The sequence below is a fragment of the Bacteroides sp. AF25-38AC genome, assembly GCF_003602995.1.
In the GTDB taxonomy this organism is placed as follows: domain Bacteria; phylum Bacteroidota; class Bacteroidia; order Bacteroidales; family Bacteroidaceae; genus Bacteroides; species Bacteroides uniformis.
The window spans coordinates 1-24,605 of sequence record NZ_QTMD01000045.1 but is presented as its reverse complement, the minus strand read 5'-3'; the positions used below and the strand labels follow the sequence as shown (position 1 = coordinate 24,605).

Sequence of the window (24,605 nt, the reverse complement as noted above, 5' to 3'; positions counted from 1 at the left end):
ACCGTCTACTGATATCGGTTATAAAAAGAAAAAGCGTCTAGCTAAATCAGGAAAAGACAGTTTGACGGTGGGGAAACACGCTTCACCCTCTGGGGGAACTCCCTTTACCCCTGGGGAAACTCCTTTTACAATAGGCGGTAAAGGTCTTTACAATATGGGGTAAAGGGCGTTACAATATAGGGTAACGGCTTTTACATATCGCGGTAACGGCTTTTACATTAGCTGGTAAATAGCAGGTAAATACAATGTGCTGATAGTTAGTGTTATGACCGCTTTTGTCTTTCGTATAGTATGTCCGTAACTTGGATTATTTATAGCAATCCTTCGTCGTTGAAGCTGTAATGGCTTCCGTCCGTGACGATGACGTGGTCGGTCAGGTGTATGTTCATGGTTTGGGCGGCTTTCCTCACGAGTTCCGTCAGCCGCTGGTCGTCGTTACTGGGGTGCGGGTTGCCGGAGGGATGGTTGTGGATGAGGGCTATCTGTGTGGCGCGTTGCAGCAGGGCTTCGCGCAGGATGCTGCGCACGTCGGCGGTAGTCTGGTCGATGCCGCCGCGGCTGATGCGTACCTTGTCTATCACTTTGGCGGCGTGGTTCATAAGCAGTACCCAGAATTCTTCTGTGGCAAGGTCGCAGAGCAGGGGATGGAACAGCTCGTAGATGTCGGCGGAAGAGCGGATGGCGGTACGTCCGGAGCGTTCCTGCAGCTTGCGGCGTTTGCCCAGTTCCAGGGATGCCATGACGGTGATGCTTTTGGCGGGGCCCATGCCTTTGAATCGGGAGAAATCCCGCACCTCCCATTTGCCCAGGCGGTTGAGGTCGTTGCCGCAGGCGGCGAGTATGCGCTGCATCAGTGTCACGGCGGTTTCTTCCGTATTGCCGGAGCCGATGAGGATGGCTAGCAGTTCGGCATCGCTCAAGGCTTCCGCCCCTTTCTGCATCATCTTTTCCCGCGGGCGGTCCTCTGCAGCCCACTGGTTGATATTCAGTTTCTCCATATCATCCCTAATCCTTAACCCCTAATCCTCCTTATTTGTAAAAGTTCTTTTTGAACGCCTCGAACTCGTCCTTGCCAAGTATACAGCGGTTCCACCAGGCGCGCAGGAACCCCGTCCCGTATCCGATGAGCTGGATGAAGGAGGCGGCGACGGAGTAGAGCCCGATGCTGAGGCTACGGTTCCGGATAGTGGAGTCCATGTATACCAGAAGCGCATAAAGAGCGATGGGCAGCAGGCTGTACGGGCAGAAGGGCGTTCCCAGCAGGAATATGGCCACTCCCAGGGTAAATGCAGCCGGCAGCAGGTGGACGAGCTTCAGCGATTCCGGATACTTCTTGTACAGATTGATGCGGGCAATCCCGGAATTGTGTACCTGCTTGAAGAATTTCCGGAAGTCTGTCCGTCGCTTGTGGTATACCCAGGCACCGGGGAACAGCCGGCATGTATATCCTCCCTTGAAGATTCGGATGCTGAAGTCGATGTCCTCCCCGAAGCGCATCCGCGAGAATCCGCCCAGGGCTTGGTACACTTCCTGCCGCACACCCATGTTGAAGCTGCGCGGATAGAACTTGTCCATCTTCTTCTTCCCCCCACGGATACCGCCGGTGGTGAAGAAGGAGGTCATGGAGTAGTTGATGGCTTTCTGTATGTTTGTGAATGATTCGTGCGCGCGGTCGGGGCCTCCGAAGGCATCGGCGGCTTCGTGCTGCAGCTCTTCTTCCACAGCAAGGAAATAACCTTCGGGCAGGATGCAGTCCGAATCCAGTATTATCAGGTATTCGCCCTTGCTTCGTTCCACCCCGTAGTTACGGGTCTGCCCGGGGCCGGAGTTGGGCTTGTCATAGTAATGTACGTCCAATAGTTCCTGATACTTCTCTGTGACCGGCTTGCAGGGGATGGAGGAGCCGTCCTCCACCACAATCACTTCAAAATCCTTGAAACTTTGCTGCGTCAGGCTTTGCAGCAGTTCATCCACCTCATCGGGGCGGTTGTATACGGGGATGATGACGGAGTATCTCATGGGTATGGCTTTATGTTTTGGTTGTCTCCGCAAAGATATATCATTTAAGCTTTGTAGATGAATAAATGGAAAGAAAAATCCCCGGATGCCAAGTGGAGCACCGGGGATGATATGAAAAGGGCATTTGCCTGATTTCCAAAAGGGCTTATGCTTTTACGCGGCTTACGTAAGAACCGTCGCGCGTATCGATTTCGATAGTCTCGCCTTCGTTGATGAACAAGGGGACGCGGACTGTGGCGCCGGATTCTACTGTGGCGGGCTTCAGCGTGTTGGTGGCTGTGTCGCCTTTCAGTCCCGGTTCCGTATAGGTAATCTTCTGCTGAACCTTGATGGGCACGTCGGCATAGAGCACGGTTTCTGTGGAAGCGTCTGATACCACGTCTACTATCATTCCTTCGAGCAAGAAGTCAACACCGTTGATGAGGTCGTGGGCGATGGGAATTTGGTCAAAAGTCTCCTGGTTCATGAATTGGTAGTTGTCACCGTCATGATAGAGGTATTGGTGGGGACGACGTTCTACACGCACGTCTTCCAGTTTCTCACCGATGTTGAAACGACGTTCCAGAACGTAGCCGTTCACCACGTCTTTCAGCTTGGTACGCATGAAGGTATTACCTTTTCCCGGCTTTACATGCAGGAAGTCGATGCAGAAATACAGCTTGCCGTCCATGCGGATGCAAGTTCCGATTTTAATGTCTTGGGCATTAATCATACTTATAGTCTTTAATATTATTATATTGGTATTTACTTCTTTAGTGCTGGTTTGCGGGTGCAAAAGTAATGGAATTCGGTAAAAAACACAAAAACTTTTGAGAGAAAATGAGTTATCTCTTGGTTTATTTGAAAAAAGTACCTATTTTTGCAGCCCGAATTCGTGAGAATAATAACATAAAACAAGATACAGTAATGAAAAGAACATTTCAACCCTCGAACAGAAAGAGAAAGAACAAACACGGTTTCCGTGAGAGAATGGCTACAGCAAACGGCCGCAGAGTATTGGCAGCACGTCGTGCTAAAGGCAGAAAGAAACTGACTGTTTCTGACGAATACAACGGAGTAAAGGCATAATAGGCCGTTCTCGTTCGTATTAAAGAAATAAGGGAGCTGCAAAAGACTGATTCTGGTCTTTTGCAGCTTTTCTTATGTATTGTGCCCGGTTCTCCGGAAAAAACTATTGCCAACTCCGTGTACTATGTGGTGAAAATTGTATCTTTGTCCCAAATAATGCATTATCGATTATGACAATAAAAGATTTTTTCTCTTTCCGGCAGAACCGGTTCTTCTGGGCGAACATACTTGCGATGGCCGTTGTGGTAGTGGGATTGCTGTTCGGAGTGCTGAAAGGACTGGATATATATACCCGCCACGGCGAGGCTGTGATAGTGCCCGATGTGAAGGGCATGGGAGTGGAGGAAGCCGAGAAAATGTTCCGTAACCGCGGCTTGGTCTGCATCGTTTCGGATTCCAGTTATGTCAAGACTCTTCCTGCCGGCTGCATCCTCGAATATAATCCGGCAGCTGGACAAAAGGTAAAGGAAGGACGTACCATCTATCTTACAATCAATACGATTGAAGTCCCTCTGCACATAGTACCCGATGTGGCGGACAACAGTTCGTTGCGGCAGGCGGAAGCGCGTATTCTGGCTTCGGGCTTCAAGCTGGCCGAGATACAGTATATTCCGGGAGAGAAGGACTGGGTGTATGGCGTGAAGTATAAGGGCCGTCAGCTTTCCATCGGCGAGAAAGTGCCCGCCGGTGCAGTGCTGACGCTGATGGTGGGAGATGGAGGCGCCTTGCAGGCAGACTCCCTGGGAGTGGATTCTGTGGGAAGTACCGTTGAACCCGTGTTGTCCGAAGACTCCGCGGCAGATGAGTCCTGGTTCTGATAAACATCTGACTCCAATCGTAAATTGTAAATAGTCAAATTGTAAATGCCGTGATGATAGAAGAATTGCCGGATGATATAGATAATGATGAGCTGGACGACGTAGAGCCGGTGGGTGACGAGGCGCAACTCTATGAACACTTCCGTGTGGTGGTGGACAAGGGGCAGGAGATGATGCGGGTGGACAAGTATCTGTTCGACCGCTTGACGAACTCCTCGCGCAATCGCATCCAGAAGGCTGCCGATGCAGGCTTCGTGATGGCGAACGGCAAGGCTGTGAAAAGTAGCTATAAGGTGAAGCCGATGGATGTAATCACTGTGATGATGGACCGTCCACGCTATGAGAATGAAGTCATCCCCGAAGACATCCCCCTTGATATAGTATATGAGGACAAGTATCTGATGGTAGTGAACAAACCTGCCGGTCTGGTGGTGCACCCCGGTCATGGCAACTATCACGGTACGCTTGTCAACGCCATAGCCTGGCATATGAAGGATAATCCCGATTATGATGCCAATGACCCGCATGTGGGACTGGTGCACCGCATCGACAAGGACACCTCCGGCCTGCTGGTGATAGCCAAGACTCCGGATGCCAAGACGAATCTCGGCAACCAGTTCTTCAACAAGACGACAAAACGCCGTTACCGGGCGCTGGTCTGGGGAAATGTAGAGCAGGATGAAGGGACCGTTGTCGGCAATATCGGTCGTAATCCCAGAGACCGCATGCAGATGACCGTCCTCCCCGACGACCAGGGAAAGCATGCCGTCACCCATTACCGGGTGCTCGAACGTTTGGGATACGTCACACTGGTGGAATGTATCCTTGAAACGGGACGCACCCATCAAATCCGTGTGCACATGAAGCACATCGGACACATACTTTTCAACGACGAACGTTACGGTGGACACGAAATCCTGAAAGGAACCCACTTCGCTAAATACAAACAATTTGTAAACAACTGCTTCGACACTTGTCCGCGGCAGGCATTGCATGCCATGACGCTGGGGTTTGTGCATCCCGTCACCGGAGAAGAAATGTACTTCACTTCGGAATTGCCCGATGACATGACCCGGCTGATAGACAAATGGAGAGGCTATATCAGTAACAGAGAATTAGAATGAAACGCACGATTGCTATTGTAGCCGGAGGAGATACCTCCGAATTCCACGTCTCCCTGCGTAGTGCACAGGGGATTTACTCCTTCATCGACAAGGAGAAGTATACCTTATATATTGTAGAAATGCACGGACTGGACTGGCATGTACAGCTGCCCGACGGCGCTAAGACTCCGGTAGACCGCAATGACTTCAGCTTCGTGCTGGATGGCGAGAAAGTGACATTCGACTTTGCCTATATCACCATCCACGGAACTCCGGGTGAGGACGGCCGTCTGCAGGGCTATTTTGATATGCTCCACATCCCTTATTCGTGTTGCGGAGTACTGGCAGCGTCGCTCACGTACGATAAGTTTGCCTGCAACCAGTATCTGAAAGGTTTCGGTGTGCGCATTGCCGAATCGTTGTTGCTGCGCGGCGGACAGTCGGTAACGGATGAAGATGTGATGGAGAAAATCGGTCTGCCTTGCTTCATTAAGCCCAGCTTGGGAGGTTCCAGCTTCGGCGTGACCAAGGTGACGGCGAAAGAGCAGATACAACCTGCCATAGCCAAGGCATTTGCGGAAGCGCAGGAAGTACTGGTGGAGGCCTTTATGGACGGAACCGAGATTACCTGCGGCTGTTACAAAACAAAAGACAAGTCCGTAGTGTTCCCCATTACGGAGGTGGTGAGCCACAACGAGTACTTCGATTATGAAGCTAAGTATAATGGTGCGTCTGACGAGATTACTCCCGCCCGCATCTCGGACGATTTGACCCGCCGGGTGCAGACGCTGACTTCTGCCATTTATGATATACTCGGGGCCTACGGCATTATCCGTGTGGACTATATCATTACCGAAGGGGAAAAAATCAATCTGCTGGAGGTGAATACCACCCCCGGAATGACTGCCACCAGCTTTATTCCCCAGCAGGTTCGTGCTGCCGGAATGGAGATGAAGGATGTAATGACAGATATTATAGAAAACAAGTTTAAGGATTAATCATTATTCATTATGAATGCGAACGTGGAATTTGATGAAATCCGTCCTTATCATGATGAGGAACTTCCTCAAGTCTATGAGGAACTGATTGCCGATGCGGCGTTCCGGCAGGCAGTGGATACTGTGATGCCTGGTGTACCTTTTGAAGTCTGGTCGCAGAAAATGCGCGCGTGTAAAACCAAGCTGGAATTTCAGAAGACCTTCTGCTATGGGCTTCTGTGGAAATTGGCGAAGGAGGCTACGGATGGATTGACTTTGGACCATACCGCGTTGCCGGCAGACAAGTCGGCGGCGTATACCTATATCTCCAATCATCGCGACATTATTCTCGATTCCGGTTTCTTGTCCATTCTTTTGGTAGACCAGGGTATGGATACGGTAGAGATAGCCATTGGCGACAACCTGCTTGTCTATCCGTGGATTAAGAAATTCGTGCGTGTCAACAAGTCCTTCATCGTGCTGCGTGCGTTGACCATGCGCCAGATGCTGGAGGCTTCCGCACGCATGTCCCGCTATATGCATTATACCATCAGTGAGAAGAAACAGTCTATCTGGATTGCACAACGTGAAGGGCGTGCCAAGGATTCCAACGACCGCACGCAGGACAGTGTGCTGAAGATGCTGGCAATAGGCGGTGAAGGCGATGTCATTGACCGCTTAATGGAAATGAATATAGCTCCGCTTGCCATTTCCTATGAATACGACCCTTGCGACTTCCTGAAAGCGCAGGAGTTCCAACTGAAACGGGACATTGAAGGCTATAAGAAAACGACGGCTGACGACTTGCTGAATATGCAGACCGGACTGTTCGGCTATAAAGGGCGGGTACATTTCCAGACGGGTGCCTGCATGAATGATGAATTGGCGAAGATGGACCGTTCACTTCCGAAGCCCGAACTCTTTGCACGCATGTCTGCACTGATAGACAAACGCATTCATGCCAGCTACCGGATGTATCCCAATAATTATGTGGCACACGACCTTCTCGAGGGGAAGGAGGATTTTTCCGACCATTACACTGCCGAGGATAAGCAGCGCTTCACGGCCTATATAGAACAACAGTTGGAGCGTATCTCCATTCCTAATAAGGACGTGGACTTTCTGCGCGGAAAAATGCTGCTGATGTATGCCAACCCGTTGAAGAATTATCTGGCGGCTATAAAAGAATGAATACATGAAGAAGTACTGTGATTGGTGGCTTTTGCCTTTATTGGCCTGTCTGTTGGCTGGTTGTGGCGATGATGATTATCATTATCCTTCCGTGAAGCTGGAATTCTTGACTGCCTTTTCGGGGGCTGACGGCTATCTGCGGTCTGTTGTGACGGATGAAGGGGAAACCTTGCCGGTAGTGGAGGACAAGACAAAGACGAACATAGAGGCAAACGCCTCGGTACGTGTCATCAGTAATTATGCTTCGGAGGTAACTGCCGATGGAACTGCCGGTGCGGTGCTGTATGCCTTGAGCGGTGTTCTTTCTGTCGTTCCCCAAACGGTCGACAAGTTCGAGGAGGGCGTCAAGACAGACCCTACTGATGTACTGGGTATCTGGATGGGACTCGACTATCTCAATATGACACTGATAGTCAAGGAGAATGGTGAACATAAGTTCCATTTTATTGAGGATGAAGTGATTGTGGATACTGCTACCGGGTGTAGTGAAGTATATCTGACGCTGTATCATGACGCAAAGGAGGAGGTGGTGTCTTATACCAGGCGTGCCTACGCTTCCGTACCTTTGCGGCAGTATGCGGCAGAGGGTATACAGAAGGTTATGGTTCATTTCAGTGTGCACACTTATTCCGGTGACATCAAGACTTACGATTTTGTTTATAACCCTGACTAAAATGAAATATTCGATGAAGACATTGTTCGCGGGTTTTTGCCTCGTTTTTACCACCCTCTTTTCCTGCCAGCAGAAGGAGGGACAGTTCAAGTCTGTTTCGGTAGATGACTTTTCCACATTGATAGCCAATCCGGAGGTGCAGCTTCTGGATGTGCGTACTGTTGCCGAATACTCGGAAGGACACGTGCCCCACAGTATCAATATCAATGTATTGGATGAGTCGTTTGAAACGATGGCCGACTCCACTCTGCAGAAGGACAAACCGGTTGCAGTATATTGTCGTAGTGGTAAGCGTAGTAAAAAGGCCGCTGCCATACTGAGCAAAAAAGGATATATAATCTATGACCTTGACAAAGGTTTCATCGGTTGGGAAGAAGCGGACAAAGAAGTGGAAAAGTAATAGCGGTGTAGCTGAAATGCATTTGCTATAATTTCTTTTTAGGCGAGGATTACGCGGATTTCACGGAAAAATTTAAGAAAAGAATCCGCGTTTTCCGCGTAATCCGCGCCTAAAAAGAATAAAGTAGTCTTGTCCTCTGGTTAGAGGCTTTCAAGCAGTCTCTTCAGCACCACTGTTGCTGAAATCTCCCGGTTGGCCGCTTCGGGGATTACGATGGACTGCGGGCTTTCTATCACATCATCCGTCACAATCATGTTGCGTCGAACCGGCAGGCAGTGCATGAAGTAGGCATTGTTGGTAACGGCCATCTGGCGCTCGCCTACTGTCCAGGTGCGGTCTTTGCTCAATATTTGTCCGTAGTTGTCGCCTGTATAGGCCGCCCAGTTCTTGGCATAGACAAAATCGGCTCCTTCAAAAGCTTTCATCTGGTCATATTCTACGCGGGCATTTCCTACGAACTTGGGGTCGAGTTCATAACCTTCGGGATGTGTAATCACAAAGTCATAATCAGTTGCATTCATCCATTCGGCAAAGGAGTTGGGGACAGCCTGGGGCAATGGACGCGGATGTGGAGCCCATGTCATCACTACTTTGGGGCGTGCCGTCTTCTTATATTCCTCAATGGTTATCAAGTCGGCAAAACTCTGCAGCGGATGGCGTGTGGCAGCCTCCATGGAGAATACCGGCCGGCCGGAATGCTTGATGAACTGCTCCAGTATCACTTCGTTGTAATCGTCTTCCTTATTTTCGAAGCGTGCAAAAGAACGTACGCCGATGACGTCGCAATAGCAGCCCATCACGGGAATGGCTTCCAGTAAGTGTTCCGGTTTGTCACCGTCCATGATGACACCACGCTCTGTCTCCAGTTTCCAGGCTCCCTGGTTGATGTCCAGTACAATTACGTTCATGCCCAGATTCAATGCAGCCTTCTGTGTACTGAGGCGGGTACGCAGGCTGGAGTTGAAGAAAATCATCATCAGCGTTTTGTTACGTCCCAGTTCCACATATTTGAAACGGTCTTTTTTAATCTCGAATGCTTCGTCCAGTGCAGACTTCAGGTTACCGATGTCCTGCACGCAAGTAAAGTTCTTCATATTTACAGTCTTTTTAGTGTATCTATATCTTTGTTATTCGGCTGTCAAGGTCTGGTCTGTCCGGAACCTTCGACAATCCATTTGTATGTGGTGATTTCTTCCAGAGCCATCGGACCGCGGGCGTGTAGCTTCTGGGTGCTGATGCCAATCTCGGCACCGAGTCCGAATTGTGCGCCGTCGGTGAAAGAGGTCGGTGCATTGACGTATACGCAAGCGGCGTCCACCTCCCGGCAGAACCATTCGGCACGTGTCTTGTCGTCCGTAATGATGCATTCGCTATGTTTGGAACCGTACTTCCGGATATGTGCCAATGCTTCCTGGAAAGAATTCACGGTTTTAATGGCCATCTTGTAGTCCAGGAACTCTCTGCCGTAGCAGTCTTCAGTGGCAAGTCTCAACAGCTCGACGGGATATTTGTCACGCAGACTGTGGTAGGCGGGTTCATCGGCAAATATCTCTACATTGCTTGATTGCAGCGGCAGGCATAGGTCGGGCAAATTAGCCAGGCTGTCGGCTTCGATAATCAGGCAATCCAAAGCGTTGCATACACTGACCCGGCGTGTCTTTGCATTGGCAATGATAGATGGACCTATGCTTATATCGCCATAGCGGTCGAAGAACGTATGGCATACGCCGGCACCTGTCTCTATAACCGGTACTGTGGCATTCTGGCGTACGAAGTTTATCAGGCTGCTGCTGCCGCGCGGAATTATCAAATCTACATAATCGTTGGCATGCAGTAGTTCGGCAGTCGCCTCTCTGTCGGCAGGAAGCAGTTCCACGATATGTGTATCTACGTTGAAATGCTCCAGTACCTCGTGTATCACGCTGATTATGGCACGGTTGGAATAGTCTGCATCGCTTCCGCCTTTCAGAATACAGGCATTGCCGCTTTTAAGGCAGAGTGAGAATACATCGAAACTGACGTTGGGACGGGCTTCGTAGATAATGCCTATGACACCGAAAGGTACACTGACCCTTTTTATCTTCAATCCGTTGGGTAATACGTTCTCTTTAAGGACTTTTCCCAAAGGAGAAGGGAGGGCGGCTACGTTGCGGATGTCCGCAGCGATGTCCTGCAAACGGCTTTTTGTCAGTTTCAGGCGGTCGTATTTAGGGTCGGTAGAAGGCATACGCTCCAAATCCTTCTGGTTTTCACTCAGAATGAAGTCTGTTTTGTTTATGGCAGCGTCTGCAACAGCCAGTAATATTTGGTTGATTTCTTTGTCGCTCAACGCTAGCATGTTACGGCTGGCATCTTGTACGGCGACAAAAGTTTTGTTTAAGTTCATTTTCTTACTGAGTATAGAGTGATAAATATGCAAGTATGAATATCGTGGATAGTATCCGTCTGTGTCCTATTCTATATATAGGTAGTCGTAGTGCACTACGGGTTTCTTTCCATGTTTTCCCATTGTTTCCCGTGCCTGGCTGGAGTCACAGTTGGCTTTTCCCACACCGATGGGTTTACCGCCGAAGTCGATAATCCGTACGATGTCGTCCTTCTCGAACTCGCCTATAACGTCAGTGATGCCTACCGGTAGGATGCTTACTGCTTTGTCCGAGAAGAGCAGTTCGGTGGCACAATGATTGATGTGCAGTTCGCCTTTGGCAAACCCTTCGCTGTGCGCAATCCATTTCTTGATGCTCGATACCGGTTCCGGAGACGGAATGAAACGGGTATAGTTTAATTCTTCATTATTCATTATTTTCACGAGGATGTTGTCCCGCTTCCCGTTGGCTATGATTACTGTGATGCCCTCATCCGCCACTTTGCGGGCAATGTTGGTTTTTGTCAGCATGCCGCCGCGTCCGAAGCTGGACTTGGAAGTTTGTATGTAGGAGGAGAGGTCTTTGCCTTGTTCTATTTCACGGATGACTTGAGACTCCGGGTCGGCGGGTGAACCGTTGTAGATGCCGTCTATATTGCTGAGAATGATTAGTGCCTGGGCATCCATCATGGAGGCTATCAGGCCGGACAGTTCATCGTTGTCGGTGAACATCAGTTCGCTCACGGAGATGGTGTCGTTCTCATTGACAATAGGAATGACGCCGTTCTCCAGCATTACGGTCATACAGTTTTTCTGGTTGAGGTAATGGCGGCGGGTGGAAAAGTTCTCTTTCATTGTGAGCACTTGTCCCACGGGGATGCCATGCTCCCGGAACAGCTCGTAGTAGCGGTTGATGAGTTTGGCCTGCCCTACAGCGGAAAAGAGCTGGCGCTGGTCTACGCTGTCCAACTTCTTGGTGGGGCGCACTTCACTACGTCCCGAAGCAACGGCTCCGGAAGAAACAAGTATTATTTCTATGCCGGCCTTGTGCAGCTCGGCTATCTGGTCCACCAAAGCGGACATGCGGGTGACGTCGAGAGTGCCGTCACGACGTGTTAAAACATTGCTGCCTACCTTGACAGCAATTCTATTGAAATCAATCTCCATTTTCTCTCTTTTCGTATTCACGGACTACTTCCATGGCGGCTTCGTAGTCCTTCTCATTGACGAGAACGGAAACATCTACCGCAGTGGCAGGCAGTACAACGTTTACTACCATTCCGTCTTTTGTTACAGCTTCAATATCACTATTTCCCAGCAGGCTCTTTACGAGTTCTGCTTCCCACGGTGAACCGGTGAACACCTCAACGAGTTTGCTTTTGTCTTCTTCTTTCATGATGGTATGAATTTAGAGGTTTCTGTCTTACAAATATAACAAATGTTTTTGTTTTAATGTTTAATGCTGACGAATTTATAGTTCAATCCTCTCAACTCTTATCGATTCATTCAGGAAAGTAGAAGCCGATTCTGTGAATTTCTCCTCCGATTCCGTGGTGCGGTAGACGCATCTTCCACCTTTGGTACATTTTTTGTCCATTTCCGGATGGCGGTGAAGATAGTCTTTCAGGCTGTCTGCTACCAGTTCCCCCTGGGTGACGGTCGTGATGCCGTCGGGCATGTATTGCTGTATCTTGGGCAGCAGCAACGGGAAGTGCGTGCAGCCCAGAATGACGGTGTCTATCTGCGTGTCTTTGGCCAGCAGGTTGCCGATGTTTTTGCGTATGAAGTAGTCAGTACCCTCACCTTGTGCCTCATTGTTTTCTACGAGGGATACCCATAGAGGGCAGGCTTCACCGCTCACTTTGATGTCGGGGAAGAGTTTATGCACTTCCAGCGGATAGGATTCAGACTTGATGGTTCCTGCCGTGGCAAGCACTCCCACATGGCGGCTTTGGGTAATGTTCCCTATGCATTCTACGGTTGGGCGAATTACTCCCAACACACGGCGCATAGGGTCGAGGCGAGGCAAATCATTCATTTGTATGTTGCGCAGAGCTTTTGCCGAAGCTGTATTGCATGCCAGAATGACGAGGTGACAACCCATCTCGAACAGTTTGGTGACTGCCTGCAAGGTGAACTCATAGACAATCTCGAACGAGCGGGTTCCGTAAGGCGCGCGCGCGTTGTCGCCCAGATAAATGTAATCATATTGGGGAAGGGCTTCCCGTATCTTGCTCAGGATGGTCAGTCCGCCATATCCGGAATCGAATATTCCGATGGGACCGGCTGCAGAAGGTAATGTCTGTTTCATGCTTTCTAAAGACTATGTACCATGCAAAGATAATGCAAATTTCTCAGTAATGTATAAAAAATAAGCGCGGATAAAACTATCCGCGCTTGCTCTATCATAGATAATTCTATTATTTAATGCCCAATTGCGTTTTAACTTTGGCAGTTACATCAACGCTCTGTGCTCCTACGAATGGTATCGGGGTACGGGCCAAGTCGAAAATGTAGACAACACCTTCAGTTTTGCCGACAGCTTGGATAGCTTCGTCCAGTTTCTTATAGATAGGAGCCATAGCATCCTGCTGTGCTTTCTGCATACTTTGATAAGCTTCTTGTTGGAATTGTTCTTGGCGTTGGGCCATATCGTTTAATTCTTTCTGGCGTCTTTCAGCGATGTTTTTGGGCAAAGAATCTTGTTGAACAAGATATTCCTGATACTTCTTTTGGAATTCTTCGTTAGTGCGCTGCATTTCATCCTGATATTTCTTAGACATAGCATCAAGGTCAGCTTGAGCTTTGGTAAATTCAGGCATAACAGTGATTACTTCCTGAGAATTCATGTGAGCGAATTTAGCTTGCGCCATAGCTCCCAGCGGGAGGGCGAACATAACTACGAGTAGTGCGATTTTTTTAAGCATAATGTTTATTATTTATTTGAATGATTATTCGTCGGGGACAAATATAGCGCAAACTGAACGCAATACAAAATAAGCTCGCTTATTTTTAATCCAGAATGCAGTCTATATTCTGAAACAAATGTATGAAATTAATTTGAATATCCCAGTTTTGCAAGTACCTCATTGCTGACGTCAATACTCGGTGAGGCAAAAATGATACTTGATGCGGAAGCGCGGTCTACAACTGCTGCATATCCGTTTTGTGTAGCAATTTCCTTTACAGCATTGTATATTTCGTCTTGAATGGGTTGCATCAGACTTTCACGTTTTTTATACAGTTCGCCTTCCGGACCGAAGTATTTGCGGCGCAGTTCGGCTGCTGATTTCTCTTTAGCGACAATCTCTTCTTCCTTTTTACCTCTCTGTGTTTCAGAAAGGGAAGCAATCTGAGACTGATAGTTCTTGTACAGAGTCTTGGCTTCTTCGGAAATCTTTTCGACCTCACTCTGCCATTGTCTGGAGGATTGCTCCAGTTGTTCATTGGCACGTTCGTAAGCAGGAATATTTTCCAGGATATATTCCATGTCAATCAAGGCGAACTTCTGTGCACCGGCTGTTATGCTTACTGCAAACAGCGTAAAAAGGATCAATAAACTCTTCTTCATAACGATACTGCATTAATTGTCAATTATCAATTGTCCATTGCTTAGAATTCCTGTCCCAGGATGAAGTGGAACTGGCTACCGCCATATTGCGAGGAACCCATTATTTTGTCGAAACCGTAAGCCCAGTCGATACCCATCATACCGATCATCGGGAGGAAGATGCGGACACCGACACCGGCTGAACGCTTCAATTCGAATGGGTTGAACTTATTGACATCATGCCATGCATTACCGGCTTCCACAAACGTTAACGCATAAATACTGGTACTTGTTTCGAGCATCAAAGGATATCTTAATTCCAGTCCGAGACGTGTATAGGCATAACCTTCAGAGCCGTATGGAGTCAATGAGCTGTTCTCATAACCACGGAGGGCGATGCTTTCTGTAGCATAGCTGGAGTAGCCGGTCATACCGTCACCACCCACGTCAAACGTTTCGAACGGAGACTTCTTGTATTTGTTGTAATGTCCCAGCAAACCGAATTCTACACGTCCCATCAATACCGGAGTACGTTTGACGGTAATCGGGTCCATCAACGGGATATAGATTTTGGATTTGAATTTCCACTTGTGGTATTCAATCCACTTGTGCATCTTGTTCATGTCTTCCTGGTTGCTGGTGCTGTACTTGCTGTAATCGGTACCGTCGAACAGAGAGAAAGGCGGTGTGATTTGTGCAGACAACGAGAACTCGGAACCTTGGCGCGGATAAATCGGGTTGTCGATAGAGCTACGGGACAAGGTCAGGTTGAGGCTGAGGTTATTACACTTACCGTTGGTAACCGGGAAGTACTGCCAGTCACTCAGAACATAGCGTTGGTAAGACAACTCGGCTGTGAACTGGAAGTAGTCATCCGGCCACTTCAAACGCTTACCGAACATCACTGCAAGACCATACATCTGGATAGATTTGTCCGGGTCGTAATAATTCTCGTAGTTGTTGTAATTGCCGTAGTTGTACATACCGTAGCCATACATACCGCTATAATAGCTGTTGTAATAGCTGTTCATGTAGGCTGAATTGTAATAACGGCTACTGATGTCGGTCTGGCGGGAATAGAAAGCCGATACGGAGAATGCATTCGGGCGTTTACCGCCAAACCACGGGTCGTAGAATGAAACGCTGTATGACTGATAGTATTTGGCATTGGTCTGGCCGCTGATGGTCAATGTCTGACCATCGCCTTGCGGGAGGATACCGCGGTAGTTCTCACCCGGATGCAGCAGGTTGGACAGAGAGAAGTTGGTGAACTTCAGACTTAACTTACCGATAATACCCGTTTGTCCCCAACCGGCGGAGAACTCTACCTGGTCGTTGGCTTTGGATACAAGGTCATAACCGATGTCTACCGTGCCGTCTTCCGGTCTCGGCTGGATGTCGGGCTGGATTTGTTCGGGGTCGAAGTGTCCCATCTGCTGGATTTCACGCATGGAACGCATCAGGTCTTCACGGCTGAAGAGTTCGCCCGGACGGGTACGGAGTTCACGGCGTACTACGTTTTCATACAAACGGTCGTTACCGTTGATGCTGACTTTATTGATGGTAGCCTGGCGACCTTCGTAGATACGCATTTCCAGGTCGATGGAGTCGCCCACGATGTTTACTTCCACCGGTTCGAGGCTGTAGAACAGATAACCGTTGTTGTAGTAAAGGTTACCGATGGCATCGTCATCGGTCATTGTACGCTCTTCAAGTAACTTTTGGTTGTAGACATCACCCTTCTTCATCTGGAGGAGGAAGTTCAGTTGTTCGGAAGGATACAGTGTGTTACCTACCCAGGTTACATTGCGGAGATAGTATTTCTGTCCTTCCTCAATCTGCATGAAGATGTCTACCGTGCGGTCATCGTAGGGCTTGATACTGTCTGTCACGATGATGGCGTCACGATAACCCAGTTCGTTGTATTTGTCGATAATCAGCTGTTTGTCCGCTTCGTAGTTGTCCTCAATGAATTTCTTGGTGCGGAACAGATTGAGCAGCTTGCCCTTTTCGTTTGTTTTCTTCATCACACGCTTCAGCTTCTTGGTCGTGAGGGCCTCGTTGCCTACAATGGTGATTTGATGTACTTTCACTTTCTCCTTCTTGTCGATGTCGATGTTGACAATCACTTCATTCTTCTTTTCCGGATCATCACGTTGGGTGATGATTACATCTGCATTCTTGAAGCCCTTGTCGTCAAAATAGCGCTTTATCAAGGTCTTGGCACGGTCTACCAGGTTAGGTGTAATCTGACCGCCCTTTATCATGCCGATTCTGCTTTCCAGGTCTTCACGCTCTGACTTCTTCACACCGTTGTAGCGTATGTCGGAAACACGCGGACGCATGGTCAGATGAATGGTCAGCCAAATTTGGTCGCCTTCAATCTTGTCTGCTGTAATTTCCACGTCAGAGAACAGACCGTGGCGCCAGTAGCGCTTACAAGCTTGTGTAATCTCGTCACCCGGCACGGTGATAGTCTGCCCTTTGGATAGTCCGGACAATCCGACAATTACATAATCCTCATAGTTCTGGGCTCCTTCGACCTTAATGTCGGCTATTTCATACTTCTTGGGTGTTCCCGAATAGAGTATAACCGGCTTTTCGGTTTCATCGGTGTTGTTTACGTCCTGTGCTGCTGTTGTCAGTGCGCAGCCGAAAAGGCAGACAAACGTTACGAGTATGGAGAAAATACGATAGTGCATCTTTTTATTTACTATTTTACAATTTACTATTTACTATTTGTGTGTCCGGTGATTAATTGATTTGCTCGCTGGTCTTGCCGAACCTGCGTTCGCGTTTCTGATAGTCACATATGGCTTTGCGTAGTTCTTCTTCACGGAAGTCGGGCCAATAGGTATCACAGAAATAAAGTTCCGAATAGGCGCATTGCCAGAGCATGTAGTTACTGAGGCGGAGCTCTCCTCCGGTACGTATCAGCAGGTCGGGGTCGGGCATGAAGTGGGTTGTCAGATGACGGGATATGAGCTCACTGTCGATTTGTTCGGGTTTCAGCTCACCTTTCTGTACCAGGTCGGCTATTTGCCGGGCAGCTTCCGTTATTTCCCAGCGGGAAGAGTAGCTCAATGCCAGTACCAGGCACATTCCCGTGTTGTGGGAGGTGTGTGCCACGCAAGTGTTGAGCCGTTGCTGTACGTTGGCAGGCAGTTTTTCAATATCTCCTATTACCCGGAAACTGATATTGTTCTTCATGAACGTCTCTTCCTCTATGGAGTCGAAGAGCAATCCCATCAAGGCGGCTACCTCGTCCGACGGACGATTCCAGTTCTCGGTAGAGAACGTATATAAAGTAAGGTATCTGACTCCTAATTTAGCGGCTTCCTCTGCAATGACGTGCACAGTCTCTGCGCCGGCCTGATGTCCATAGCTGCGTTCGTGTCCACGCTGCTTGGCCCACCGTCCGTTACCGTCCATGATAATCGCCACGTGCTGGGGTATCCGGTTTAGATCGATTTCTTCCTTATATGACATCATTATTATTGTATTTCGAAGCCCAATCTGTTAAGACGTCCGCGCCATACCTCATTCTTGGTGCCGTTGCCGCCGAATATCACCCAAATGAAGTCCCGTTTGTCTGCCGGGTCCACAGTTTTGTCTTTCGTCGGTTCCACTATAATGGAGTACGCGCCTTTCCCTTTGAATTCCTGGGGTAGCAGGAATTTGGTTTCTGTCTTGCTCCACGCAATGCCTGTGATGGAGTTGTAGATGGCGTCAAGTTCTCCTCCAAAGCAATAGAACATGTCGCCATAGTACATAATGGCAGGGTTGACCATGCCGGGACAAGATGTGTCGTACACCGTGTTAGCCAGGCTTGCCCAGCCTTTGCCGTCCAATGAGAACCAGGGTATTGTCTCTTGTTCGTTGGCCAGCGGCATTCCTGCCAGAACCACCTTCTCTACACCATTGCCGGTGTTGGTCTGGGTGGTGGATATGTTTTCGGTAGGGAATCCTGCCGGGACTTCCTCAAGGGTAAGGTTGTCAGCCGTGTTTTCCGCTTCCCAATTCTTTCCGTCTTTACAGATGTTGAAATATTGCTTTCCGTTGATTTCCACAATACCCGAGAGCCGGTCGGAGAAACCATTGATGAGGACTATGACATTGTCTCCCAATGTAGTGACTTCTGTCCAGGCGCCGCCGTTGGTAGAGCTGAATACTCTTTTGCTTTCTGTAACCATATAAAGCGCATTGTTATACTCTACGGCAGATGTCAGCTTTACGTCTGAGGGGAGGTTGCTGACATTGACTTTACTCCAGTTGTATTTATCGGGCGCAGTCGATGTCTTGTAAGCAGTACTGTTGGAAGTGTAGACAAATAGTTCGTCTCCCAGTACAACCGCTTTTTGCTGACCTAAATTGATGGTATTGGAGAATATATTCCCCCTTTTCTGCATGTCTGTCCATACGAGTGAGTCCGGGTCTTGCAGGTGTACATTAACTTTCAATTTATATTCGCGGACTGTAACACCGTCGGCGGCATGTGCTTTGAACAGCATGCCGGCATCGTTATTCATGGCGGGTCTCAAATCCACGGAGTCCGACATGACGAATACCGTGTCGGTAGGCGAGCCTGAAGTTATCCAACCGGTAACGGTCATAGTATCAATCAGAATACGGTCAATGATGGTATCTGAACCTACGGGCAATGAATCTCTGTTATAGATGAGTCTATTGAGCTGGTCAATTGTAAATTTGTAATGTTTGCCATGTATGGTATCGATACCAAAAGCATGTATAGTAGCATCGGAGCTGAATTCATAATTGTCGTCAGAGTCAAGGCATGAACTTAGAGCAAATGACACAATAAGAAAACTCACAATTACTGATAGAAACTTTATTCTCATTTTGAAAGTTAGTGTTTATTTACAAGTTGCAAAAATAGGAACATTTTTTTCTATAAACAGCTTTACGGGGAAGTTTTATATAAAATTATAGATAATATCCCCCTTTTTCTCGATAAAAAAGCCCTGAAATGAGGCTATTGACTGTTTCTTGAGGCCGTATAATGGCGAAAACTCCTGCCGAAAGAATACTCTGTTGCAAATGGATATCCGTCACTGATTTCGGGTGCTTTGACGCCGGAATGAAGAAGGTGCGGAGCTTCTTCCACAAAGATTTCGTCCCACAATCCGGCATCAATGAAGGATTGGAGCGTTTGGCTGCCACCCTCTACCAAAAGGGATTGTAATCCGCGTGTATACAGCATTTCCATGATTTCGGGGAGTATATTCTGCCGGTAGTCGCTGACTGGCAGATATTCTACATTCGGTAGCGGAGCGTGCGGGATTTCTGTAAAAACGAGGGTCGGCACGCTACCGTCAAATAGGTGAAGGCTGGGGGATAGCTTTTGTTGCCGGTCCAGCACGATACGTACCGGTGAACGACCATACCAATGGCGGACATTCAGGCCGGGATTGTCCAGTTCAGCCGTACGGGTACCTACTAATATGGCACTGTGCTCTGCCCGTTTCTTGTGTACCAGCATCGAAGTCAGCGGGCTGGAGAGGATAACCGGTTTACCGTCCGTGCGGGAGTAATCGATATATCTGTCAGAAGATTCCGCCCATTTTAGGGTGATGTAGGGGCGTCGCAAAGTATGGAAAGTGATGAACCTGCGGATGAGCTGCCGACATTCTGTTTCCAGCACTCCGACAATAACTTCACGTCCGGCATCCTTCAGTTTCTGTATGCCCCGGCCCGCAACCTTAGAAAAAGGGTCCCGGCACCCGATGACGATGCGTGGAATCTGCTTCTCGATGATGAGGTCTGCACAAGGAGGAGTTTTGCCATAGTGCGAACACGGTTCCAGGCTGACATAGATGGTGGAACGTTTCAGCAGGGACGTGTCTTTCACGGAACGGATGGCGTTGACCTCGGCGTGGGCTTCTCCACAGCGCACATGGTATCCCTCGCCTATGATTTTCCCGTCACATACTATTACCGCTCCCACCATCGGGTTGGGTGCTGTATTGCAAAGTCCGTTTTGTGCCAGTTGGATGCATCGCAGCATATATTTCTCTTCTTCTGAATTCATATCCTTGCTTGTCTTTTGGTTGAATAATCAAAATTAATGATTACTTTTGCAGCCCGAATAAAACCGGACTCCGAATGAATGTAACCGTTTCACATATCCGCAGTGCTTTGCAGGAGTGCTATCCTCCCCGGGAGGCAGCCAATCTTTCCCGTATTGTCTGCTGTGAAATGTTAGGTCAGAGTCATATTGACTATTACCTGGGCAAAGATATGATTTTATCTCCAAAGGATGAAAAGGAATTGGAAAGCATTCTTTCCCGTCTGTGCAATTTTGAGCCCATACAGTATGTGCAGGGTACTGCCCGTTTCCTGGGACGTACTTTTCGGGTGGCTCCGGGGGTGCTTATTCCCCGTCCCGAAACGGAAGAACTGGTGGAGAGGATGCTGGAGGAAGTCGCTCCGGCTTCCCGTATTCTCGACATTGGCACTGGAAGTGGGTGTATTGCCGTCACTTTGTCTAAAGAGTTGCCGGAAGCGGAAGTAACTGCTTGGGACATTTCCGGAGAAGCTCTTGCCATAGCCGGTGACAATAACCGCCTTTTGCAGACCTCCGTACAATTTGTACAGCATGATGTCCTGACGTATCAACCGACTGAGGATGAGTACTTTGATGTAATCGTCAGTAATCCGCCTTATGTTACGGAAACAGAAAAGAAGGACATGGAGCCAAATGTCTTGAACTGGGAACCTTCGGGAGCTTTGTTTGTTCCAGACAGCGACCCGCTCCGTTTCTATCGGCGTATAGGTGAACTGGGACGGAGCATGCTGACGGTCGGCGGCCGACTCTATTTTGAAATCAACCGGGCATTTGGAGAGGCTGTCGCTTCGATGCTTCGCAAGCAAGGCTATACGAATGTCCGTATCCGAAAAGATATTTCCGGCAACGACCGGTACGTAATTGCAGAACGATGATAGAAATAACTGAAACTGAAGCTTTGAACAGAGTGGCGGCATATTGCTCCACTGCCGAGCATTGCCGGGCGGAGATTGCGGAGAAACTGCAACGCTGGGGCATTGCCTATGATGCCATAGACCGTATCATCAACCGTCTGGAACAAGAGAAGTACATTGATGAAGAGCGCTTCTGCCGTGCTTTCATCAACGACAAATACCGTTTTGCCAAATGGGGCAAGATGAAGATAGGGCAGGCGCTCCAGTTGAAAAAGATATCTTCATCTGTCTATTGGCCCTATTTGAACGAGATTGATGAGGAGGAATACCACGCCGTCTTGCAGAAACTGCTGGCGGCAAAGCGTAAAAGCGTCCGTGCCGAAAGTGAGTATGAGTTGAATGGCAAACTGGTGCGTTTTGCCTTGAGCAGGGGGTTCGAAATGAAGGATATATGTCGTTGCATAGAGGTTTCTGAGGAAAATGACTACTCCGAATGAAAATTATCGGCTTTCTCTTTTTTATTCTCATTCTGTTTCCGTATTTTTGTGCCATATTTATCATATATAGATTAGTTTTGCTATGAAAACTTTAGAAAGATTGTTTGCAGAGAAGTTGCTGAAGATAAAAGCGATTAAACTACAACCGGCTAACCCGTTCACTTGGGCATCCGGATGGAAGTCTCCGTTTTATTGTGATAACCGCAAAACCCTTTCTTATCCTTCTCTCCGTAATTTCGTAAAGATTGAAATTACGCGTCTGATTTTGGAACGTTTCGGACAGGTGGATGCCATTGCCGGTGTGGCAACGGGAGCTATCCCGCAAGGTGCCTTGGTGGCCGATGCATTGAACTTGCCGTTTGTATATGTACGCTCCACTCCGAAAGACCATGGACTGGAGAATTTGATTGAAGGTGAACTTCGTCCCGGTATGAAGGTGGTAGTCGTGGAAGATTTGATTTCTACGGGTGGAAGCAGTTTAAAGGCTGTAGAAGCTATCCGCCGTGACGGATGTGAGGTCATCGGTATGGTGGCTGCCTATACTTATGGTTTCCCGGTTGCCGAAAAGGCTTTCAAGGATGCCAAGGTGCCTTTGGTGACGCTGACCAATTACGAGGCTGTGATGGAAGTGGCACTGCGTACGGGCTATATCGAGGAAGAAGATGTGGAGACTCTGAATGAATGGCGTAAAGACCCTGCACATTGGGAATCTGGTAAATAAGAACTTATTTGTAAAAATGTTAATATGGATAAAAGAGCCATTCGGATAGATTCTGTCCGGATAGTTCTTTTTTCTTTTTGAATACGATTGATTATGACGAAATTTGAGAGTGGAGTGAAAGTTGTACCGGCTTCACAAGAAGCTGTTTATGAAAAGCTTTCCGACCTGAGCAATCTGGAGAAGGTGAAAGACCGTTTGCCTGAAGACAAAGTGAAGAACTTGAGTTTTGACGCGGAGAGCATGACGATAGAGGTGGCCCCCGTGGGAAAGATTACGTTGCAGATTGTGGAGAAGGAACCTTGCAAGTGTATCAAGTTTGCAACAACCACTTCACCGCTACCCTTCAATCTGTGGATACAGATTGTACCCACCACCGAAACCGAATGCAAAATGAAACTGACCATCGGCATGGATATAAATCCGTTTATGAAGACCATGGTGCAGAAACCCTTGCAGGAAGGATTGGAGAAGATGGCAGATATGTTGGCGATGATACAATATTAATCACTAACCATTAATCATTAGAAACAACGTGGCTCAGAAACTTTGGGAAAAATCCGTTCAGGTAAATAAGGATATCGAACGCTTCACGGTAGGCCGTGACCGTGAAATGGACCTTTATTTGGCAAAGCACGATGTGCTGGGTTCCATGGCGCACATCACGATGCTCGAAAGCATTGGCTTGTTGACGAAGGAAGAACTGCGGCAATTGCTGGCCGAATTGAAGGAAATCTATGCGATGGCCGAGCGTGGAGAATTTGTGATAGAAGAGGGAGTGGAAGACGTTCACTCACAAGTGGAACTTATGCTGACGCGCAACTTGGGTGATATAGGTAAGAAAATACACAGCGGACGTTCGCGCAACGACCAGGTGTTGCTCGATTTGAAGCTCTTTACCCGTGCAGAGATAAAGGAGGTGGCGGAAGCTGTGGAGCAATTGTTCCATGTGCTGGTTATGCAGAGCGAACGCTACAAGGATGTACTGATGCCGGGTTATACACACTTGCAGATAGCCATGCCGTCTTCTTTCGGACTTTGGTTTGGGGCATACGCCGAGAGCCTGGTGGACGATATGATGTTCCTTCAGGCAGCTTTCAAGATGTGCAACCGCAATCCTTTGGGTTCTGCTGCGGGATACGGTTCCTCGTTCCCGCTGAACCGTACGATGACTACCCGTCTTTTGGGATTTGATTCCCTCAACTACAACGTAGTGTATGCCCAGATGGGGCGTGGCAAGATGGAGCGTAATGTTGCTTTCGCCCTTGCCAGTGTGGCCGGAACCATATCGAAATTGGCTTTTGACGCATGTATGTTCAACAGTCAGAACTTCGGTTTTGTGAAGCTGCCGGACGATTGCACTACCGGCTCCAGCATCATGCCTCACAAGAAGAACCCGGACGTCTTTGAACTGACGCGTGCCAAGTGCAACAAACTGCAATCCCTTCCCCAGCAGATTATGATGATAGCCAACAATCTTCCTTCCGGCTATTTCCGTGACTTGCAGATTATCAAAGAGGTCTTCCTGCCTGCTTTTCAGGAACTGAAAGACTGTCTGCAGATGACGACTTACATTATGAATGAAATCAAGGTGAACGAACATATTCTTGATGATGACAAGTATCTGCTTATTTTCAGTGTGGAGGAAGTCAACCGCTTGGCACGTGAAGGGATGCCTTTCCGCGATGCCTACAAGAAGGTGGGACTGGATATTGAAGCCGGAAACTTCTCGCACAGCAAAGAGGTACATCATACCCATGAAGGCAGTATCGGAAACCTTTGCAACGATGAAGTCTCTGCCCTGATGCGGAAAGTGGTAGATGGTTTCAATTTTGAGACCATGCAAGCTGCAGAGAAAGAGTTGCTGGGCAGGTAAAAGGTTCTGCGGGTTCAAGTCCCGCTGCGAGTACTGTACTTTTATAAAAAAAAATTTGGCAGAAACGGGAAAACTGTTTATCTTTGCACCCGTTCTCCAAATGCGGAAATAGCTCAGTTGGTAGAGCATAACCTTGCCAAGGTTAGGGTCGCGAGTTCGAGTCTCGTTTTCCGCTCTCTTTTCCCTTTTTAGGATGCTCGAATGGTGGAATGGTAGACACGAAGGACTTAAAATCCTTTGGCCATTGCGGCTGTGCGGGTTCAAGTCCCGCTTCGAGTACTCGATTAAGCTCTGTGAATCATTGATTTGCAGAGCTTTTTCTTTATAAGCTCTTGATATGAAAGACCGTTTCTCGGGTCAACGTAACAATCTGAGGTATTTTATATTTAAGCATATAATTTAGCAAGTCTA

Annotated in this window: 26 protein-coding genes and 2 tRNA genes; 14 read left to right on the top strand and 14 right to left on the bottom strand. The window is 48.3% G+C overall.

Going from position 1 to position 24,605, the window contains the following annotated elements:
* Window positions 1–311: 311 nt before the first annotated feature.
* The 3 genes from radC to efp all read right to left on the bottom strand — a co-directional run bounded on the left by radC (window position 312) and on the right by efp (window position 2,731).
* The gene (gene radC / locus DWY55_RS20235) at window positions 312–998 is read right to left on the bottom strand and encodes a RadC family protein (protein ID WP_005825180.1); all 687 of its coding nucleotides are present in this window, start codon (window positions 996–998) and stop codon (window positions 312–314) included.
* A gap of 31 nt (window positions 999–1,029) precedes the next feature.
* The gene (locus DWY55_RS20230; RefSeq protein ID WP_035449871.1) at window positions 1,030–2,019 is read right to left on the bottom strand and encodes a glycosyltransferase; all 990 of its coding nucleotides are present in this window, start codon (window positions 2,017–2,019) and stop codon (window positions 1,030–1,032) included.
* A 145-nt stretch (window positions 2,020–2,164) separates the two neighbouring features.
* Window positions 2,165–2,731, bottom strand: coding sequence for an elongation factor P (gene efp, locus DWY55_RS20225; protein WP_005825176.1), 567 nt, complete (start codon window positions 2,729–2,731; stop codon window positions 2,165–2,167).
* A 194-nt stretch (window positions 2,732–2,925) separates the two neighbouring features.
* Here efp and rpmH point away from each other — a divergent pair, with 194 nt between their 5' ends.
* The 7 genes from rpmH (at window position 2,926) to DWY55_RS20190 (ending at window position 8,249) form a co-directional block, all read left to right on the top strand.
* The gene (gene rpmH, locus DWY55_RS20220) at window positions 2,926–3,087 is read left to right on the top strand and encodes a 50S ribosomal protein L34 (protein WP_004292199.1); all 162 of its coding nucleotides are present in this window, start codon (window positions 2,926–2,928) and stop codon (window positions 3,085–3,087) included.
* Window positions 3,088–3,257: 170 nt separating this feature from the next.
* Entirely contained in the window at window positions 3,258–3,905 is a 648-nt protein-coding gene (locus tag DWY55_RS20215; RefSeq protein WP_035449869.1) for a PASTA domain-containing protein, read from the top strand.
* Window positions 3,906–3,958: 53 nt separating this feature from the next.
* Complete coding sequence (locus DWY55_RS20210) at window positions 3,959–5,029, top strand: RluA family pseudouridine synthase (protein ID WP_005834741.1); 1,071 nt, start codon at window positions 3,959–3,961, stop codon at window positions 5,027–5,029.
* Complete coding sequence (locus DWY55_RS20205; protein WP_005825166.1) at window positions 5,026–6,006, top strand: D-alanine--D-alanine ligase; 981 nt, start codon at window positions 5,026–5,028, stop codon at window positions 6,004–6,006. The genes DWY55_RS20210 and DWY55_RS20205 overlap by 4 nt, the downstream gene beginning before the upstream one ends.
* 12 nt (window positions 6,007–6,018) lie before the next feature.
* On the top strand, window positions 6,019–7,176 hold the full coding sequence (locus DWY55_RS20200) for a hypothetical protein (RefSeq protein WP_005825164.1): 1,158 nt from the start codon (window positions 6,019–6,021) through the stop codon (window positions 7,174–7,176).
* Window positions 7,177–7,180: 4 nt separating this feature from the next.
* Window positions 7,181–7,849 carry a hypothetical protein gene (locus tag DWY55_RS20195; protein WP_005834744.1) on the top strand — a complete coding sequence of 223 codons (669 nt, stop codon included), beginning with the start codon at window positions 7,181–7,183 and terminating at the stop codon, window positions 7,847–7,849.
* Between the two features lie 13 nt (window positions 7,850–7,862).
* Window positions 7,863–8,249 (top strand): rhodanese-like domain-containing protein, encoded by a 387-nt coding sequence (locus DWY55_RS20190; RefSeq protein ID WP_035449865.1) that lies wholly within the window; start codon window positions 7,863–7,865, stop codon window positions 8,247–8,249.
* A gap of 140 nt (window positions 8,250–8,389) precedes the next feature.
* Here the strand turns inward: DWY55_RS20190 and DWY55_RS20185 are convergent, their stop codons facing one another.
* The 11 genes from DWY55_RS20185 to ribD form a co-directional block, all read right to left on the bottom strand.
* Window positions 8,390–9,343: an acetylornithine carbamoyltransferase gene (locus DWY55_RS20185; protein WP_005825157.1), complete on the bottom strand. Its 954-nt coding sequence runs from the start codon at window positions 9,341–9,343 to the stop codon at window positions 8,390–8,392.
* 44 nt (window positions 9,344–9,387) lie between these two features.
* Window positions 9,388–10,635 (bottom strand): glutamate-5-semialdehyde dehydrogenase, encoded by a 1,248-nt coding sequence (locus DWY55_RS20180; RefSeq protein WP_005825156.1) that lies wholly within the window; start codon window positions 10,633–10,635, stop codon window positions 9,388–9,390.
* A gap of 66 nt (window positions 10,636–10,701) precedes the next feature.
* The gene (gene proB / locus DWY55_RS20175; protein ID WP_035449862.1) at window positions 10,702–11,781 is read right to left on the bottom strand and encodes a glutamate 5-kinase; all 1,080 of its coding nucleotides are present in this window, start codon (window positions 11,779–11,781) and stop codon (window positions 10,702–10,704) included.
* A complete protein-coding gene (locus DWY55_RS20170) occupies window positions 11,771–12,010 on the bottom strand; it encodes a DUF2007-related protein (RefSeq protein WP_005825154.1) in 240 nt (79 codons plus the stop codon). Before DWY55_RS20170 ends, proB begins: the two co-directional genes overlap by 11 nt.
* Window positions 12,011–12,085: 75 nt before the next feature.
* Window positions 12,086–12,925: a glutamate racemase gene (murI, locus tag DWY55_RS20165; RefSeq protein WP_005825152.1), complete on the bottom strand. Its 840-nt coding sequence runs from the start codon at window positions 12,923–12,925 to the stop codon at window positions 12,086–12,088.
* Window positions 12,926–13,034: 109 nt separating this feature from the next.
* Entirely contained in the window at window positions 13,035–13,541 is a 507-nt protein-coding gene (locus tag DWY55_RS20160) for an OmpH family outer membrane protein (protein ID WP_008662872.1), read from the bottom strand.
* Between the two features lie 128 nt (window positions 13,542–13,669).
* Window positions 13,670–14,185, bottom strand: a complete 516-nt coding sequence (locus DWY55_RS20155; protein WP_035449860.1) for an OmpH family outer membrane protein — start codon at window positions 14,183–14,185, stop codon at window positions 13,670–13,672.
* A 41-nt stretch (window positions 14,186–14,226) separates the two neighbouring features.
* The gene (bamA, locus tag DWY55_RS20150) at window positions 14,227–16,866 is read right to left on the bottom strand and encodes an outer membrane protein assembly factor BamA (RefSeq protein WP_035449857.1); all 2,640 of its coding nucleotides are present in this window, start codon (window positions 16,864–16,866) and stop codon (window positions 14,227–14,229) included.
* A 52-nt stretch (window positions 16,867–16,918) separates the two neighbouring features.
* Window positions 16,919–17,653 carry an isoprenyl transferase gene (locus DWY55_RS20145; protein WP_005834753.1) on the bottom strand — a complete coding sequence of 245 codons (735 nt, stop codon included), beginning with the start codon at window positions 17,651–17,653 and terminating at the stop codon, window positions 16,919–16,921.
* Between the two features lie 5 nt (window positions 17,654–17,658).
* Window positions 17,659–19,023 (bottom strand): DUF6242 domain-containing protein, encoded by a 1,365-nt coding sequence (locus DWY55_RS20140; protein WP_035449854.1) that lies wholly within the window; start codon window positions 19,021–19,023, stop codon window positions 17,659–17,661.
* Window positions 19,024–19,157: 134 nt separating this feature from the next.
* Window positions 19,158–20,213 (bottom strand): bifunctional diaminohydroxyphosphoribosylaminopyrimidine deaminase/5-amino-6-(5-phosphoribosylamino)uracil reductase RibD, encoded by a 1,056-nt coding sequence (gene ribD / locus DWY55_RS20135; protein WP_005834757.1) that lies wholly within the window; start codon window positions 20,211–20,213, stop codon window positions 19,158–19,160.
* Window positions 20,214–20,287: 74 nt separating this feature from the next.
* On the opposite strand from ribD, the gene prmC reads away from it, so the two are divergent.
* The 7 genes from prmC (at window position 20,288) to DWY55_RS20100 (ending at window position 24,473) form a co-directional block, all read left to right on the top strand.
* Complete coding sequence (gene prmC / locus DWY55_RS20130) at window positions 20,288–21,124, top strand: peptide chain release factor N(5)-glutamine methyltransferase (RefSeq protein ID WP_120178298.1); 837 nt, start codon at window positions 20,288–20,290, stop codon at window positions 21,122–21,124.
* Window positions 21,121–21,600, top strand: coding sequence for a regulatory protein RecX (locus DWY55_RS20125; RefSeq protein WP_005825143.1), 480 nt, complete (start codon window positions 21,121–21,123; stop codon window positions 21,598–21,600). The genes prmC and DWY55_RS20125 overlap by 4 nt, the downstream gene beginning before the upstream one ends.
* Before the next feature lie 82 nt (window positions 21,601–21,682).
* The gene (gene pyrE / locus DWY55_RS20120) at window positions 21,683–22,321 is read left to right on the top strand and encodes an orotate phosphoribosyltransferase (protein ID WP_005825142.1); all 639 of its coding nucleotides are present in this window, start codon (window positions 21,683–21,685) and stop codon (window positions 22,319–22,321) included.
* Between the two features lie 93 nt (window positions 22,322–22,414).
* A complete protein-coding gene (locus DWY55_RS20115; protein WP_009037778.1) occupies window positions 22,415–22,825 on the top strand; it encodes an SRPBCC family protein in 411 nt (136 codons plus the stop codon).
* 28 nt (window positions 22,826–22,853) lie between these two features.
* Complete coding sequence (gene argH, locus DWY55_RS20110; RefSeq protein ID WP_057281363.1) at window positions 22,854–24,194, top strand: argininosuccinate lyase; 1,341 nt, start codon at window positions 22,854–22,856, stop codon at window positions 24,192–24,194.
* A gap of 102 nt (window positions 24,195–24,296) precedes the next feature.
* A tRNA-Gly gene (locus DWY55_RS20105) sits at window positions 24,297–24,369 on the top strand.
* A 20-nt stretch (window positions 24,370–24,389) separates the two neighbouring features.
* Window positions 24,390–24,473 (top strand) — tRNA-Leu (locus DWY55_RS20100).
* Window positions 24,474–24,605: the final 132 nt, after the last annotated feature.